Origin of the sequence: Pseudomonas sp. MWU349 (assembly GCF_017947325.1) — a bacterium.
GTDB lineage: Bacteria > Pseudomonadota > Gammaproteobacteria > Pseudomonadales > Pseudomonadaceae > Aquipseudomonas > Aquipseudomonas protegens.
On sequence record NZ_JAFEVP010000004.1, the window covers coordinates 743,011 to 757,312 of the forward strand.

The following is a 14,302-nucleotide window of genomic DNA, read 5'->3' on the forward strand; positions in this document are numbered from 1 at the left end:
CTGTCACTACCGATGTTGATGGTAGCGGCTGGTTAAAATATCTGCAACCGGACGACAGCGCTGCTCCGATACCGTTTCCAACCTCGATGCAGGTACACCCGGCTGATGTGCCGTTTACGAGTTCTGTTCGACCCTCTGCTCCATTTTGTTGCACATGCTGTCTTAAAATGACTTCTGAGGAAGTGACACGTCATTCGATGTCCCAGCGCTCAAGGCTAGCGCGAATGACTTTACTGACCACTTCAGTGTGTCTCTGAATCAACCCGCTTAAGGCTGTAATCATCTCGACAGTGACCGGCTCATACTTACCGTCGTTCAGGCTGCGGGCGATCTGGTTGAGATTTCGTCCTAGAGCCAAAAGCTGATAGTTCGATTCACCTAATGCGTCGACTTCATCCATGCCGAACTGTGGCTCGTGGGTCAACCCGATACGGATGGCGTCGACGATCCAACGCCGCATGGAACAGCGCTCTATCTGAGCTCGCTCGTTGATAGCTGCTTTTTCCGAAGCAGTCAGCAGGATTTCAAAGCGGTGCTTGGGAACGCTTGTCGTCGTCTCTGCGACTTGCTGATAAGTCTTTCGGGCCGGGTTCGCCGCTGATTGCGCCAGTTGTTGCTCAATCGCAGCTTTGATTGCTGCTCCAGGAGATTTACCCAAAGCAAGGCAGTAATCTGCCCAGCGGGCTTTTAGGTCTGCGCCCAGGTGAACGTTCAAGGCTCGGTTTGAGTTCTCCATAAATACTCCCCTCAACGGTAACGAAACTTGCAAAGCCATGCAGTGCTAAATGTGTGCGCACATTTAACCGGCGGTTAGCCTATCCTGCACTAGTCCTCATACCTTTGCATTTCTTCGTCATGACGAAATTTTCGACCGGGGGGAGGTGCTCAGTAAAACTGCGAGCAAATTGCTGGCTAAACGTTTTTGCGTGATCGACATCTTCTAGCCAAAATGGGAAAATGTCGCACGCCAGAATGAATAGTTTTGGTCTTCTAACGAACGTTGCTCTACCCCAAGAACGCCTCGCGCGTACCGGGTGCCGGCCTGAGAAGAAGGGCCTGACCGCCAAGAACAGAATGGCCGCCTAAGTCGCCCCAAGAACGCACAGCGTGCCGGGCGCGGTTCCTAAACAGACCGACAGATCGGAACAGTACGATCCTGCGTTCGCCCCCAACCTTTGGAGTGGCGAATATGAAAAATCCCCTACCTTCTTTGTTCTTGGCTGTAGGCATTGCAATGCCTTCAGCAGCCTTCGCGCAAATACCTGTAACAGTAACTACCCAGGCAAGTGACTCGCCGATGACCATGGCCGAGTTCTCGGCCAACACTGCGCGCTGGGCGCAGCAAGTCGAGCAGATGACGTCGCAGATTGACCAGATGAAGCAGCAGTACCAGTCGATCACCGGATCGCGTGGAATGGGCAGCATCATGGACAACCCGGCTCTGCGTGATTACCTGCCGCAAGACTGGCAACAGGTCTACGACTCGGTGAGGGACGGTGGGTATGCCGGCCTGACTGGTCGCGGTAAACAGGTCTATGCCGCCAACAAGACGTTTGATAGCTGCAACTTCATCAACTCCCGCGACGCGCAACGGGCGTGTGAAGCGCGGGCGGTCAAACCATCGCAAGACAAAGCGGTTGCCCTTGATGCCTACGACGCGGCTAAAAGCCGACTTTCGCAAATAGATGGGCTCATGTCGCGTATCAATGCGACGCAAGATCCGAAGGCCATTGCGGAATTACAAGGCCGGATTGCGATTGAACAGGCGAAAATCCAGAACGAGCAAACCAAGCTTCAGATGTTTCAGATGGTGGCGCAGGCAGAGGACCGTTTGCAGCTACAACGGCAGCGGGAGCTCAACGCCCAGGCCAATGCCCGACGCGGTTGGATACAACCGGATGCATCGAACAACTTGAACTGAGGGTGACGCGTCATGATTTCATTCATTCAGCTTCCTATTCTGGCAGTCTGTTTTTTCCTCTTGCTAGCCATGCGCCGTTTCTGGATCTGTATCGACAAGATGGGCTTCCTTCGGGAGGTGGGCCGTCGCGCACCTGCGTTGGTTCACACCGACATCCTCGTTGCATCGCTCGCATTTTTACCCTTCGTAATTGCAGCGGTCGATTGGTTCGGGATTCCACTGCCGTACCAGGAAGGACCGGTTTCACCGGTGCTATCTGCCTTTCTTTCAGTTGGGTGTTTAGGTGGTGCGGTGCTGTCATTACGCGATTCTGGAAATCGCTTCGCTGGGCATTGGGCTGGCACTCGGGAAAGCGCCCTGCGCACTGTCGCGACGCTCCGCATCATCGATGCTGCTGAGCTTGCTTACGCTTTGGATTTTGCGCAGCGCCATGAGGCTCGTCATGGGTCGAGTCGAGGTGTTGTGATCGATGTAGAAAAGCAGGAGGTGCGGAAATGAGAGGTTTTTTCCTAACTCTGCTGATCGCCGTGGGACTGGCTGGATGTGGCGAAAACACCCCCGTGCAAACTGTCGACTGGTACAAACAGCACGACTCGGAAAGAAAGGCGATGGTCGCCAAATGTAAAGCCAGCCCTGGTGAACTGGCCGCCTCGCCGAACTGCGTTAATGCGCAGCAGGCCGACAACGAAAAAGCCAATGCCCGACGCGGATGGCTCACCCCAGGTGCAGTCGATCTCGACAAGAAGGGAGAGTGAACATGGAAGGGCCAATGATTTTTCAGTTCATCGGGGCTTTTCTCGATGCTGCATTGAATGCATTCGTGAGCCAAACCGCCGGCAACGTCATTACGATGTTTACGCTGTTCGCGCTTGGGGGCACCACGCTTTATCTGACTGTCATGGGGTACATGATCGGCTGGGGGTATATCGAAGCGCCGATGTCCACCTTTCTGAAAACCTGCGCCAAGCTCATTTTGATTGCAGCATTTGCGCTCAATGCTGACATGTATACGGAATGGATTGTTGGAGGCATTCGGTCCTTGGAGGTGGGCTTCACTTCGGCCTTTGCCGGCACGGGGTCCTCTGGCGGGGATGCCACTTCCGTGTATCAAGGGCCTTAGGGCGAGGATGGAGAATCGCTGGTGACCTTTGGGAGAGGGCGGCCAATCGTGACTGGTCGGAAATCGGCATGGCATTTGGTGAGTATTTCAATGCCGGCATCATTGCGGTAGCAACCGGCTTGCTGGGTATTCCGGCTGGCGGAATGATCGTTGTTGCTAAGGCAGGGTTAACGATCATGCTCGGTATAGGCCCTTTCTTTCTCATCGCTTTGATGTGGCCCGCCACTGCTCGTTTCTTCGATAGCTGGTTTGGCCAGGTTATGACATATGTATTGCGTATCGCCCTCATGGCGGCTGTTGTAGGGCTGGCATTCAAAGGGTTCAATGCGCTGATAAACAGCGTTGACTTGGATAGCGAGCAAAATCCACTGTTCACGTCTCTGGTTCTGATCACCTTCACCATTGTCATGTTCTGGCTGCTGGGTGAGGCGAACTCAGTTGCAGGGCAGCTTGCCGGTGGGATCAGTAGTGCGGCAGTCACGCTGCGCGCGATGGTTCAGGGCGCTGCCTCGCCTATTCGAACTGCTGCTCGGTTGATGAATGCTCCGAGTACGCGGCGTGATATGGAGTCCGGCATGATGGTGACAGCTGGACGTACAAATCATTTGGTGGCGGGTAATACCCTCTGGAATCCAGCTTACCGGCAACACGTGATGCAAAACTTAGGCAAGAATTGGGGCTATGCGAAGGGGGGGAAGGTTGGGCGAGACTGATCATGCGCAGTCAGTTATGAATAACATATAGGCTTGGTGGCGGTCTGGATGCGCGGAAACAAAGGGCAGATTTGTGCTTACGGGCAGCCGCTTTGATAGTGGTCAACTGCTACCAGAGCCATGGGTGTCTTCCTAACTTACATAAGGTGAGCTGGGAGACGCCTAATGAGCACGTTGCTTCTGAAGCATTGCAGACAAGCGATCTGTTTGTTCCTTGATCTGAGCCCGGGTTTCGAAGCCGTTAGAGATTAGCCCAGAAATTTCTAGAATGGCCCACGCGGCCCACTTGCTGACTGTGGTGATGTCACGATCCGATACGTGGCTATGTCTTGCGTCATGAACTGCACTGGAGCGCAGTTGGTAAAGCGCGTCGATCTCTTTTTCAAGCTCTCTCCAGGAGTCTAAGCTGGAAAACTTGTAGCCTCCGAACGTCAGCAATGCGGTGAGGCCGCGTTTAATTTTGGTCGTGGTTTCCCCTGCATTTTCAAAGGAAAAGAAACATTCTATACAGCTCCAGAATTTCACCAGCTGCATTTCCGCTGAAGTATCCGTCTGTGCATCGAAGAACCAATAAATTGCACGTCTCACTGCATGCTCAATGTCGCTATCCCCGCCGGCTTGGATGACGCGGGTCAACACACTGAACCAGTCGGAGGTCTGTAACCCGTTGACAAGGTCGCTATCGAGATCGACAGAATGAAATCCTGTCATGGAGGCACTTGTGCATAGTTTGTTGGAGGTTGTCTCAATTGAAAACCACGTCACCGCGCTTGGCCTGAGTCGCCCCGTCATGCTTGGTGTCAATCGCACGGCGCAGCCGCCTCGTTCTGAAAGGGTGGTCAGCGAGACCGCAAGTAAACCGCATGCTGCCTTCACGTCCTCAAAAAAGCACCGTTCTGCGTATTTTCTGCTTCCTTTAATTTCCCCTGAGATCCAAAGACCTCTCTCCATTCGCTTCCAAGTCCCGCTGACCATCGCTTCGTTCGCGACACTTTGCTCCAGTATTTCTAAGCGAGGCCTATGTAATTCCAACCTGCCGATTCTCATCTGATCCACACCGTTGAGGCTTAGACCATCTAGCGTCGTGTAGAACCTGTGCGTACTGATTTGATTCTTGAGCGCAATTTCCACCTCGGCGAGAAAGGTATCGATATCTTTCGACGGAGATTCTTGTTCGTATAGGTGGCCCAGCTCAATTTTGCATGCCCGATAAATTTCGTCGGACGTAACGATATCGCGACCGTGAGCATGCGCTTCTACCGTTTTTACTAAACGCAGAAAACTTGCATACGCTTTTTCAGACAGATAGATCAGGCCGCCGCTGGGGGTTTTGATTTCGCGGTATAACCTCTCCATCAGATCGAAATTTTTGAATGCTTTTGTTGCAGGCATCAATTCCTTCGTTCGAAACAAGGTGGCTAGGTCGCTATTAGCAATCCGTCGTATTCTCGCGTGCATGTCCATTCAATATGGTCTGCGTATTCACTGGTGGTTCTGCAATGGTAGAGCACCCTTTGATTAAAAGGTGCATGCACTGACTATCAATACGTGCATGACAGATCCAAAATAGCCGGGAGGGTTGCGTGCTCGTGGACCTTCCCAAAGGGGCTCTGCCCCTCTGGACTTCCTGCCCCTCGCCGGGTGGCAGGGCTGCGGGGATAACGCCTCCCGCAACCCAGCCAATAGGGTCATCGTGAAAAGCGCGTCAAGGGTTCGCTGCGCCGGCATCCTCACCCGGTCCCGCTTCGCGGGCTGCGGCTTGTGGTGCCGCCCTTGACCCACTGAGTCCGCGCTGAATTTGTCTTGTTATTAATCTGTCGGTGTTTCGGAGTGATCAAATGAAGCTACGCAATACCATTACCGACGAAGAGCGGAAGCGCAGGCAGGAAGCGGTCGATTATGCTCGAGCATCGACCGAGCTTTCGGGTTACAGCCTAAGCACCGAAGATGAAGCTCGCGCTCAGGCTTTTGTAGACGGCGATCTGGATTTGAGTGATTTTGTACGCTCTACAGCGCCGTCTGAGCTGGAAGATGTGTCAAGGGCATCACCGGAGGCCGCAGCGGAGCGGAGCCCTTCAGGGCGAGCACCGAACGGGCGAGGATGATGGGCGCAGCCTTTACCCTTGATACAGCTGCAAGCGTCCAAGCCTAGCGCCAGGGGTAGGAACCAGGCGAAGCCGCAGGACCTGCCCCTGCCGCCAGTCCGGCAAGGATAGGACGCGGGGTGCAACCGAAGGGGTTGCCCAAGCGGAGCGCGGAGAGGCCTAGAGCTCTTAAAAAACGTCATCATGGCGTTCGCTGTGGTCGTAACTGGGCGAGGAATCTGTTCCCCACTCCTCGGTCCACTTTCACGTCGCTTGCAGGCGGCTTGTTTGGTGAGGGAAGGCTCGCCTGAGGTCTTCTGTTTTTTGCTATCTCCAAACCAAGGTTCGGTTTGAATTGCCCGGCCCGATATTTCATCGCTACCCCAGAGAGCCAGTATTCAGGTCCCTTTTTGATGAAACCTGCGGCCATAGCCCCGGCCAGTTCATCCAGAAGGGTCTGGGCGGCATCGGTGGGGATTCCTTGCAGGATCCTACCAACTGAATCCTTGGAATGCTTCGTCAACCCTTGTGGATAAACCAGATGCCTGGGTGACGTGTCCGAAGGTAGTAGTGGCTTTGATTTGGTTTTATTTGGTAGTTCAAGGCCTGACATCTGCGTGGCGTCGGGCGGTGACACCCGGCTGACATCCCCCCCTGTCAGTTGAATGTCATGGGGGGGTGACATAGCTGTGACATCCTGCTCAACGTTAATAGTGTAGAAGTTACTGGTTTGTGAGCCGTCAGTTCTAAACCGTGGGGTAGAGGAGACAAGTCCGGCTTCACAGAGCTTCTTCAAGATCCTTTGTACTGTTCGGGCCGAAACGCCGCATTTAGCAGCCAACAGTTTTACGCTGGCAAAACAGGGCTCCTGTTCGTTTTCGCATTTAGCGATATAAACGAGAATGAGCTTGTCTTGCGCAGGTAGCTGCTGGTTATAAACCCAGTCTATAGTCCTGTAGCTCATGTTCAGGCCTGAAGAGCTGGGGTATCAAGAGACAGTGCCTGGTTGACTTGCAGAGTGCGGAAGTAGACTCGACGCCCAACGCGAACAACCGCAGGCTTCAGCTTTCTGGAGAGCTCTGAGTCGCTGTACATCGCTACTCTGAATCCGTCTGCAGAACGGTCCAACAAGTTTGCGACTTGAGCCATGCTCATCAACGGACCAAACCGGTCCAAAAGGTATTGTTCGGAAGTCATATATTTCTCCGTAGTTACGTTGGCTTACGTATCATTTGTAATGTTCGGAGAAAGCTATCAATTAAGTTTGGTGACAGTAAAGATAGGGGTTTGCTGGGAAGTTGTCGCCAACAGGAGTGTGGCTGTGTTGAAAAACAAATTGGTAACAACTAAAAAACACAGGAAAACTAAAGAAAACAAAATATAACAGAAGGAAAACAATAGAAGGCAGCAGCCGGATAGCTGCTACATTCTTTTTTAAGGTCGGGAACTCAGCCAAACTGATCGAGCTTACGCACCAGATCCTCGGCACGTAAATGCGTATAGCGCTTGAGCATCTGCATCGATTTATGACCGCTGATCGCGGAAACCTCCTGATCAGAAAGTCCTCCCTCGACAAGCCTGCTGACAGCCTCGTGTCGAAGATCATGGAAGCGGAAATCGGGTACGTTAGCCTTTTTCTTGATCGTGCCCCAGATTTTCGTGAACGCATAAGGGCGACGCTTTTGGTCCTTTCCTGGTTCGCCGAAGAAGACCAAATCACAATCGATAGGACGTACCGGATTCGCCAGGGCGGTACGAAATACCTCGGTAGCTAATTTGCTCAGAGGGACGGTACGAGCGCTATCGTTTTTCGTGTCTGAGAGCCGCACTATCCGTTTTTGGATATCAATCTGTGAGCGACGTAGGCTCGCGATCTCAGAAGCGCGCATGCCCGTTGCCAAGGCAATCTGGACAATCCACCCCAGCATGGGGTTGCTGTGCTTGTTCACTGCTGCCAATAGGCGTTTTTCCTCATCAGCCATGAGGCGTCTATTTCGACCTTCGCCTGGGCTCGGCTTACGAATATTGAGCACTGGGTTAAAGGTTAATCCGAGCCCCCACTCTTGAATCGCAACCGTGAACAGATGGCTAAGCAAAGCCAGCTCCAGCCGCACCGTATTGTTACTCGTGGGATTGCCGCGGTTGGTGAGTGAGCCCAGTCGGGTGTCGCGATAATTGGCGATCACTTCGGACGATAACGCTGCGAGGGAATACTTGCCCAGATGCTGTATCAACTGCTGCGCCTTGGTGGCCTCTGCTCGCTGTGTAGTCGGCTTCTTGGTAGGGCTCACTTCACGTAGGTATTGCTGGAGCGCCTTTTCGAGCGTCAGTCGCTCGGAGCCGCTGCGTTGGATATACACGCCGCGCACCATTTCGTCTTCGGTGCGTCGTGACCAGTCTTCGGCGTCGCGTTTGGTGCGGAAGGTTTTGGCGTTGGTAGGCCATCCGGTTTTGCGGATGACGGCCTTCCAGGTGCCGGCAGGGGTTTTAACGATTGTGGCCATCTGAAGGACTCCAAAGGCGTGCAAGCGAAGCCGCACTGTACCTAATTTGTACCTTTGGACCATAGGACTGTATCTGTGATGGTTCCGCCAGAAACGCGAAAGCCGCGCAATGCGCGGCTTTGGAGTTGGTGGGCCCACACGGACTTGAACCGTGGACCAAAGGATTATGAGTCCTCTGCTCTAACCAACTGAGCTATAGGCCCTCAGTAGGCGCCGGATTATAGCGATGGTTTCTCGGCTGTGCTATCCGAAAAATCGGAAACTCGGATTCGCAGGAAGGTCGTACAGAACTCTTCGGCTTCAAGGGGCAGGCTGACGATAAAACCCTGGATCTGTTCGCAGCCTTCCAGGGTGAGGAAGGTCTGCTGCTCCTGGTTTTCCACACCTTCGGCAATCACCGTGAACTGCATGCTGCGCCCCAGGGCGATGATGGCGCGGACAATCGCCACGTCGTGGGGGTCGTCCGGCAGCCCGCGGACAAAGGACTGGTCGATCTTGAGAAAGTCCAGGGGCAGGCGCTTGAGGTAGCTGAGGGACGAGTAGCCGGTGCCGAAGTCGTCGATGGCCAGTTGCACGCCCAGGCGCTTGAGCTGATGCAACACTTCCAGGGCTTCTTCGGCCTGGCTCATGATGAAATTCTCGGTGATCTCCAGCTGTAGCATTCCGGGCTGCAGGTCATAGTCGCGCAGTAGCTGCTCGATGCGCCCCAGCAGGTTGGGCTGGCGCAACTGGGCGCCGGCGAGGTTCACCGACAGTGGGCCGAAATCCTCAAAGCGCCGGTTCCAGTTGTTGAGTTGCAGGCAGGCCTGTTCCAGTACCCAGTCGCCGATCAGCAGGATCATGCCGTTTTCTTCGGCCAGGGGAATGAAGTGTTCGGGGGGCACATCGCCGAAAGTGGGGTGATGCCAGCGGATCAGGGCTTCGGCGCCCACCAACTCGTGGTTGCTGAGGCTGACCTTGGGTTGGAAATACAGCGACAGCTCGTTGCGTTCTATGGCTCGCCGCAGCTCGTGCTCCAGGGCGACCCGTTCGCTGGCCTGGGCGGTCAGGTCGCGGGTGTAGCGCTCGACCCGGTTGCGGCCCTTGGCCTTGGAGCGATACATGGCGGCGTCGGCGTTCTTGATCAGGGTGGCGACATCGCAGCCGTCCTTGGGGTACAGGCTGGTGCCGATGCTGGCGCTGATGAAGAACTCGTGTTCGCCGGCCTGGAAGGGGGCGGTAAAGCAGTTCAGCAGTTTGGTGGCGATGTGATCGGCATCGCTGGCCTGATGCAGGCCCGGCAGCAGGATGATGAACTCGTCTCCACCCAGGCGGGCCACGGTGTCGATATCCCTCAACTGTTCTTTAAGACGCACGGCGATGCCCTTGAGCAGCAGGTCGCCCACCGGGTGGCCGAGGCTGTCGTTGATGTGCTTGAACCGGTCCAGGTCGAGGAACAGCACCGCACCCTGGCTGCCGTTGTCCTGTTGGCTATTGAGGGCACTGAGCAGCCGGCTTTCGAACAGGGTGCGATTCGGCAGGCCCGTCAGGGGGTCGTGGTGAGCCTGGTAGTCGAGCCGCGCCTGGGCGTGCTTGAGGCTGGAAATATCGGCGAACACCGCGACGAAATGGGTGATCTGGTTTTCCCGGTTGCGCACCGCATTGATGGTCAACCAGTTGGGATAAAGCTCACCGTTCTTGCGCTTGTTGGAGATCTCACCCTGCCAGTGGCCTTCCAGGGTCAACTGATGCCACATCGCGGCGTAGAAGGCGCTGTCATGCAGGCCCGAGGCAAGCAGGCGTGGAGTGTGGCCCAAGGCTTCACGTTCGCTGTAGCCGGTGATTTCGCTGAAGGCGCGATTGACTGCGCTGATGCGCTGCTGGGTATCGGTTATCATCACGCCTTCGGCCGTGCTTTCGAATACGGTCGCCGCCTGTTGCAGCTTCTCCTGCATCAGGCGGCGGTCGGTGACGTCCCGGGCGATAGTCAGCATGCAGTCGTCACCGCCGATGGGCAGTGGCCGGCTCGACAGCTCGCAGAGGCGGATCTGGCCATCGTTGCGCCGGATATGGCAGTTGAAGTCGCGGACAAAACCATCGCGCTGCAGCAGGTCGAGCATCTGCTTGCGTTCATTGAGATTGACCCAGATGCCCAGGTCCAGGGTCGAGCGGTCCAGCGACATGGCGCTGTTGAAGCCGGTGATGCGACTGAAGCCTTCGTTGACCTCGATCAGCAGCCCGTCGCGCTGACGGGTCAGCAGCAGGCCATCGGGGGAGGCATGGAAGGCCTTGGCGAACTTCTCCTCGGAGGTCTGCAGTTGTTGTTGGGTTTCCTTGAGCTGGGTGATGTCGCGCACCACCACCACCAGCGCCGGCGTGGTGTCGAGGTCGAAGGGCTCGGCGGAGATCAGGCCGGTGAACAACTGGCCGTTATGCCGGCGAAAGGGCATTTCCAGATTGCGGATGCTGCCGGCCTGCAAGCGTTGCAGCAGCCCCGGTCCGACCCCGGGGATGCCCCATATATTGAGCTCGGTGGCGGTCTGGCCAACCACGCTTTGCGCGCTCAGGCCGATCTGCTCCTCGAAGGCCTTGTTGACTTCCAGCAGGCAGCCGTCGGACAGCCGGGCAATCACCAGGATGTCCGGACATTGCTGGAACACCGAGGCGAACTTCTGTTCGGACAGGCGCAGGGCCTCTTCGGTGTGCTTGGTCTCGCTGATGTCGATCATCAGCCCGCGCATCACCGGTTCGTGGCCATGCTCGATCAGGCTGACGATATCGCGTACCCAGAGGCAGCGACCATCGGCGGTAATCACCCGGTAGTCGAGGCTGTGATCCCGCCCGGCCTGCACTTCGTGGTCGCAGAAGGCCTGGGCCCGGGTCAGGTCCGCGGGGTGGATGATGTTGCGCCAGAAGCCGGGAATCAGCCAATGGGCCAGGGGATAGCCCAGCAGGGCTTCGGCATGGGGCGACACATAGCTGTAGGTGAAGTCGCTGATGCGCGCCTCCCAGGCAATCGCAGACAGGCTTTCCACCAGGCTGCGGTAGTGGTATTCGCTGCTGCGCAGTTCCTGTTCCAGGGCGACCCGCCGGGAGATTTCCGAGCTCAAGCGGCGGTTGATGCGGATCACCACCGCCAGCACGGTGACCAGCAGCAGTAGACCGGGCAGGCCATACATCAGGACATCCGACCAGAAGGTCCTGTGGTCGAGCACGCTGCCCACCCAGTGTTGCTGGATAGTGCTGATCTCCTCGGGGCTGAGATCGGCGAGCACCTTGTCGAGAATGCTTACCAGAACCTTGTTTTCCCGCGGAACGCCCATCGCCAACTGATAGCGATACGGGGTTTCGCCGCTGACATAGAGACCGTCGAGCTTGAGCTGACGCAGGCTCCAGACACTGGAGGCGAGGTCGCCGACCACGGCGTCCACTTCGTCGGTGGCCAGGGCCTGCAGCGCCGAGCTGACATTGGGCATGGCCACCAGGTTCAGGTCCGGGTGGTGGGTGCGCAACAGTTCGTGAGGGGCGTAGTTTTCCACCACCGCTATCTTGAGGCCGTACAGCTCCTTGAGGTTGTGGGGTTGCGCGCCGCCTTCATGGGCGAGGATGACGATGGGGAAGTCCAGGTAAGGCCGGGTGAAGGCCATGTAGTTCTGGCGTTCGGGGGTCGACATGATCCCGGGCAGCAGGTCCAGCTTGCCTTGCTTGGCGTCCTCTAGCACCTCGGTCCAGCTGGCGGGCTCGACGGGCTTGAGGTTTACGGACAGGCGTTCCTGGATCAAGTGGATGTAGTCCGCGGCCAGGCCCTGGTAGCGGCCTTCCTCATCCCGATACTCGAAAGGCGGCCATGAAGCGTCCACACCCAGGCGCAGTTCCGGGTGAGTCTTGAGCCAGCTACGTTCTTCGTCGGTGAGAGTCAGCGCGCCAGCCGTTGCGGTCCAGGTGAGCAGCGCCAGCAGGAGCATGGCCGACAGTCTGGGCATAACCGTCTCGTTATGGCACGGGGAATGTTTCGAGTGTAGACGGGCTATGGGGCGGGGAAGGAAAGAAGGATGGGCTGCAAAAAGCAAAACCCCCAGCTGGGCTGGGGGTCTTGGGCTTACTCGTCGAGGAAGGAGCGCAGATGCTCGCTTCGCGTCGGGTGGCGCAGCTTGCGCAGCGCCTTGGCTTCGATCTGGCGGATCCGCTCACGGGTCACATCGAACTGCTTACCAACTTCCTCGAGGGTATGGTCGGTATTCATGTCGATGCCGAAGCGCATGCGCAGTACCTTGGCTTCACGGGCAGTGAGGCCGGAGAGTACTTCGCGAGTTGCTTCCTTCAGGCTCTCAACCGTGGCGACATCGATTGGCGACTGCATGGTCGAGTCTTCGATGAAGTCACCCAGATGGGAGTCTTCGTCATCACCGATCGGGGTCTCCATGGAGATCGGCTCTTTGGCGATCTTCAATACCTTGCGGATCTTGTCCTCAGGCATTTCCATGCGTTCGCCCAGCTCTTCCGGGGTCGGTTCGCGACCCATTTCCTGCAGCATCTGCCGGGAAATACGGTTGAGCTTGTTGATCGTCTCGATCATGTGCACCGGAATACGGATGGTGCGGGCCTGGTCGGCGATTGAGCGAGTGATCGCCTGACGGATCCACCAGGTGGCATAAGTCGAGAACTTGTAGCCGCGACGGTATTCGAACTTGTCCACCGCTTTCATCAAGCCGATGTTGCCTTCCTGGATCAGGTCGAGGAACTGCAGGCCACGGTTGGTGTACTTCTTGGCGATGGAGATCACCAGACGCAGGTTGGCTTCAACCATCTCTTTCTTCGCGCGGCGGGCCTTGGCCTCACCGATCGACATGCGACGGTTGATGTCCTTGATCTCGGCGATCTTCAAGCCGGTTTCGACTTCAAGAGCGGTCAGCTTCTGCTGGCAACGGATGATGTCCGGCTGCAGGCGGGCGATGGCTTCGGCGTACTTGCTCTTGCCTTTGGCCAGGGCGTCGGTCCAGCTTTCATCCACTTCGTTGCCCGGGAACTGGCGCAGGAAGTCGGCACGTGGCATGCGGGCATCACGCACGCAGAGCTGCATGATGGCGCGTTCCTGCTGGCGCAGGCGATCCAGGGCACTGCGTACACGTTCAACCAGGCCTTCGAATTGCTTCGGAACCAGTTTGATCGGCATGAACAGTTCAGCCAGGGCCAGCATTTCGGCGATGGCTTGCTTGTTCTCGCGGCCGTGTTTCTTCAGCGCCTTGCGGGTGACTTCCATCTGGTCGGCGACGGCGCCAAAGCGCTGTGCGGCGATGACCGGATCCGGACCGCTTTCGGCTTCTTCTTCGTCTTCGGTCGCTTCCGCTTCTTCGTCTTCGCTGTCGTCATCCGCTTTCGCGGTCTTGGTGTCGACAGGCGGTGGCACTTCGGCGGCAGGCGGCGTAATGCCGTCATCCGGGTCGATGTACCCGCTGAGAACGTCGGACAGGCGTCCACCTTCGGTGGTGACGCGAGTGTACTCGGAGAGGATGTGATCAACCGTGCCAGGGAAGTGCGCGATTGCGCCCATCACTTCACGGATACCCTCTTCGATACGCTTGGCGATTTCGATTTCGCCTTCACGTGTGAGCAGCTCTACCGTGCCCATTTCGCGCATGTACATGCGCACTGGGTCGGTAGTGCGACCAATGTCGGTTTCCACAGCCGCCAACGCTGCGGCGGCTTCTTCAGCTGCTGCTTCGTCGGTATCGGCTTCGGCCAACAAAAGGGCATCCGCATCCGGAGCACTCTCGAATACGTTGATCCCCATGTCGTTGATCATGCGGATGATGTCTTCCACCTGTTCCGGATCTGAAATATCCTCCGGCAGGTGGTCGTTGACCTCCGCGTAAGTCAGGTAACCCTGCTCACGTCCACGGCTGATCAACTCTTTGAGGCGAGACTGCTGTTGCGCTTTTCCGGACATAACACCCTATCCACTGAAGGTCTTGGCGGGCAAA

At 56.6% G+C, this 14,302-nt stretch carries 13 protein-coding genes and 1 tRNA gene; 6 read left to right on the forward strand and 8 right to left on the reverse strand.

Annotated features, from left to right (window positions below; all coding sequences use genetic code 11):
• Positions 1-190: 190 nt before the first annotated feature.
• Positions 191-736, reverse strand: a complete 546-nt coding sequence (locus KCG88_RS19765; RefSeq protein ID WP_210712942.1) for a plasmid mobilization relaxosome protein MobC — start codon at positions 734-736, stop codon at positions 191-193.
• Positions 737-1,189: 453 nt separating this feature from the next.
• Between KCG88_RS19765 and virB5 the strand changes: the two genes are divergently transcribed.
• Genes virB5 through KCG88_RS19790 form a run of 5 tightly spaced genes read left to right on the forward strand, consistent with a single transcriptional unit; the run spans position 1,190 to position 3,754 of the window.
• The gene (virB5, locus tag KCG88_RS19770; RefSeq protein WP_210712943.1) at positions 1,190-1,921 is read left to right on the forward strand and encodes a P-type DNA transfer protein VirB5; all 732 of its coding nucleotides are present in this window, start codon (positions 1,190-1,192) and stop codon (positions 1,919-1,921) included.
• 12 nt (positions 1,922-1,933) lie between these two features.
• A complete protein-coding gene (locus tag KCG88_RS19775; protein ID WP_210712944.1) occupies positions 1,934-2,419 on the forward strand; it encodes a hypothetical protein in 486 nt (161 codons plus the stop codon).
• Entirely contained in the window at positions 2,416-2,676 is a 261-nt protein-coding gene (locus KCG88_RS19780) for an EexN family lipoprotein (protein WP_068965576.1), read from the forward strand. The genes KCG88_RS19775 and KCG88_RS19780 overlap by 4 nt, the downstream gene beginning before the upstream one ends.
• 14 nt (positions 2,677-2,690) lie before the next feature.
• Positions 2,691-3,041, forward strand: a complete 351-nt coding sequence (locus KCG88_RS31145; protein ID WP_210712945.1) for a type IV secretion system protein — start codon at positions 2,691-2,693, stop codon at positions 3,039-3,041.
• Positions 2,936-3,754 carry a type IV secretion system protein gene (locus KCG88_RS19790; protein WP_210712946.1) on the forward strand — a complete coding sequence of 273 codons (819 nt, stop codon included), beginning with the start codon at positions 2,936-2,938 and terminating at the stop codon, positions 3,752-3,754. The genes KCG88_RS31145 and KCG88_RS19790 overlap by 106 nt, the downstream gene beginning before the upstream one ends.
• A gap of 162 nt (positions 3,755-3,916) precedes the next feature.
• On the opposite strand, the gene KCG88_RS30970 is transcribed toward KCG88_RS19790, so the two are convergent.
• Positions 3,917-5,146, reverse strand: a complete 1,230-nt coding sequence (locus KCG88_RS30970; RefSeq protein ID WP_246882744.1) for a HEPN domain-containing protein — start codon at positions 5,144-5,146, stop codon at positions 3,917-3,919.
• A gap of 446 nt (positions 5,147-5,592) precedes the next feature.
• On the opposite strand from KCG88_RS30970, the gene KCG88_RS19805 reads away from it, so the two are divergent.
• The gene (locus KCG88_RS19805) at positions 5,593-5,859 is read left to right on the forward strand and encodes an antitoxin VbhA family protein (protein ID WP_152632659.1); all 267 of its coding nucleotides are present in this window, start codon (positions 5,593-5,595) and stop codon (positions 5,857-5,859) included.
• 181 nt (positions 5,860-6,040) lie between these two features.
• Here KCG88_RS19805 and KCG88_RS19810 read toward each other — a convergent pair whose 3' ends face one another.
• The 6 genes from KCG88_RS19810 to rpoD all read right to left on the reverse strand — a co-directional run bounded on the left by KCG88_RS19810 (position 6,041) and on the right by rpoD (position 14,268).
• Positions 6,041-6,802 carry a helix-turn-helix domain-containing protein gene (locus KCG88_RS19810; protein WP_210712947.1) on the reverse strand — a complete coding sequence of 254 codons (762 nt, stop codon included), beginning with the start codon at positions 6,800-6,802 and terminating at the stop codon, positions 6,041-6,043.
• A gap of 2 nt (positions 6,803-6,804) precedes the next feature.
• Positions 6,805-7,035 carry a hypothetical protein gene (locus KCG88_RS30975; protein WP_033045894.1) on the reverse strand — a complete coding sequence of 77 codons (231 nt, stop codon included), beginning with the start codon at positions 7,033-7,035 and terminating at the stop codon, positions 6,805-6,807.
• 251 nt (positions 7,036-7,286) lie between these two features.
• Entirely contained in the window at positions 7,287-8,342 is a 1,056-nt protein-coding gene (locus KCG88_RS19815) for a site-specific integrase (protein ID WP_210712948.1), read from the reverse strand.
• Between the two features lie 126 nt (positions 8,343-8,468).
• Positions 8,469-8,545: transfer RNA gene (locus KCG88_RS19820), tRNA-Ile, on the reverse strand.
• Positions 8,546-8,560: 15 nt separating this feature from the next.
• Positions 8,561-12,304 (reverse strand): EAL domain-containing protein, encoded by a 3,744-nt coding sequence (locus tag KCG88_RS19825; protein WP_210712949.1) that lies wholly within the window; start codon positions 12,302-12,304, stop codon positions 8,561-8,563.
• Between the two features lie 116 nt (positions 12,305-12,420).
• Entirely contained in the window at positions 12,421-14,268 is a 1,848-nt protein-coding gene (gene rpoD, locus KCG88_RS19830; RefSeq protein WP_011063840.1) for an RNA polymerase sigma factor RpoD, read from the reverse strand.
• Between the last annotated feature and the right edge of the window lie 34 nt (positions 14,269-14,302).

Coding starts and splice junctions, on each gene's coding strand:
- rpoD (WP_011063840.1), bottom strand. CDS start 14,268: ATGTCCGGAAAAGCGCAACAGCAGTCTCGCCTCAAAGAGTTGATCAGC.
- KCG88_RS19790 (WP_210712946.1), top strand. CDS start 2,936: ATGGATTGTTGGAGGCATTCGGTCCTTGGAGGTGGGCTTCACTTCGGC.
- KCG88_RS31145 (WP_210712945.1), top strand. CDS start 2,691: ATGATTTTTCAGTTCATCGGGGCTTTTCTCGATGCTGCATTGAATGCA.
- KCG88_RS19765 (WP_210712942.1), bottom strand. CDS start 736: ATGGAGAACTCAAACCGAGCCTTGAACGTTCACCTGGGCGCAGACCTA.
- KCG88_RS19780 (WP_068965576.1), top strand. CDS start 2,416: ATGAGAGGTTTTTTCCTAACTCTGCTGATCGCCGTGGGACTGGCTGGA.
- KCG88_RS19815 (WP_210712948.1), bottom strand. CDS start 8,342: ATGGCCACAATCGTTAAAACCCCTGCCGGCACCTGGAAGGCCGTCATC.
- KCG88_RS19805 (WP_152632659.1), top strand. CDS start 5,593: ATGAAGCTACGCAATACCATTACCGACGAAGAGCGGAAGCGCAGGCAG.
- KCG88_RS19825 (WP_210712949.1), bottom strand. CDS start 12,304: ATGCCCAGACTGTCGGCCATGCTCCTGCTGGCGCTGCTCACCTGGACC.
- KCG88_RS19810 (WP_210712947.1), bottom strand. CDS start 6,802: ATGAGCTACAGGACTATAGACTGGGTTTATAACCAGCAGCTACCTGCG.
- KCG88_RS19775 (WP_210712944.1), top strand. CDS start 1,934: ATGATTTCATTCATTCAGCTTCCTATTCTGGCAGTCTGTTTTTTCCTC.
- KCG88_RS30975 (WP_033045894.1), bottom strand. CDS start 7,035: ATGACTTCCGAACAATACCTTTTGGACCGGTTTGGTCCGTTGATGAGC.
- virB5 (WP_210712943.1), top strand. CDS start 1,190: ATGAAAAATCCCCTACCTTCTTTGTTCTTGGCTGTAGGCATTGCAATG.
- KCG88_RS30970 (WP_246882744.1), bottom strand. CDS start 5,146: ATGCCTGCAACAAAAGCATTCAAAAATTTCGATCTGATGGAGAGGTTA.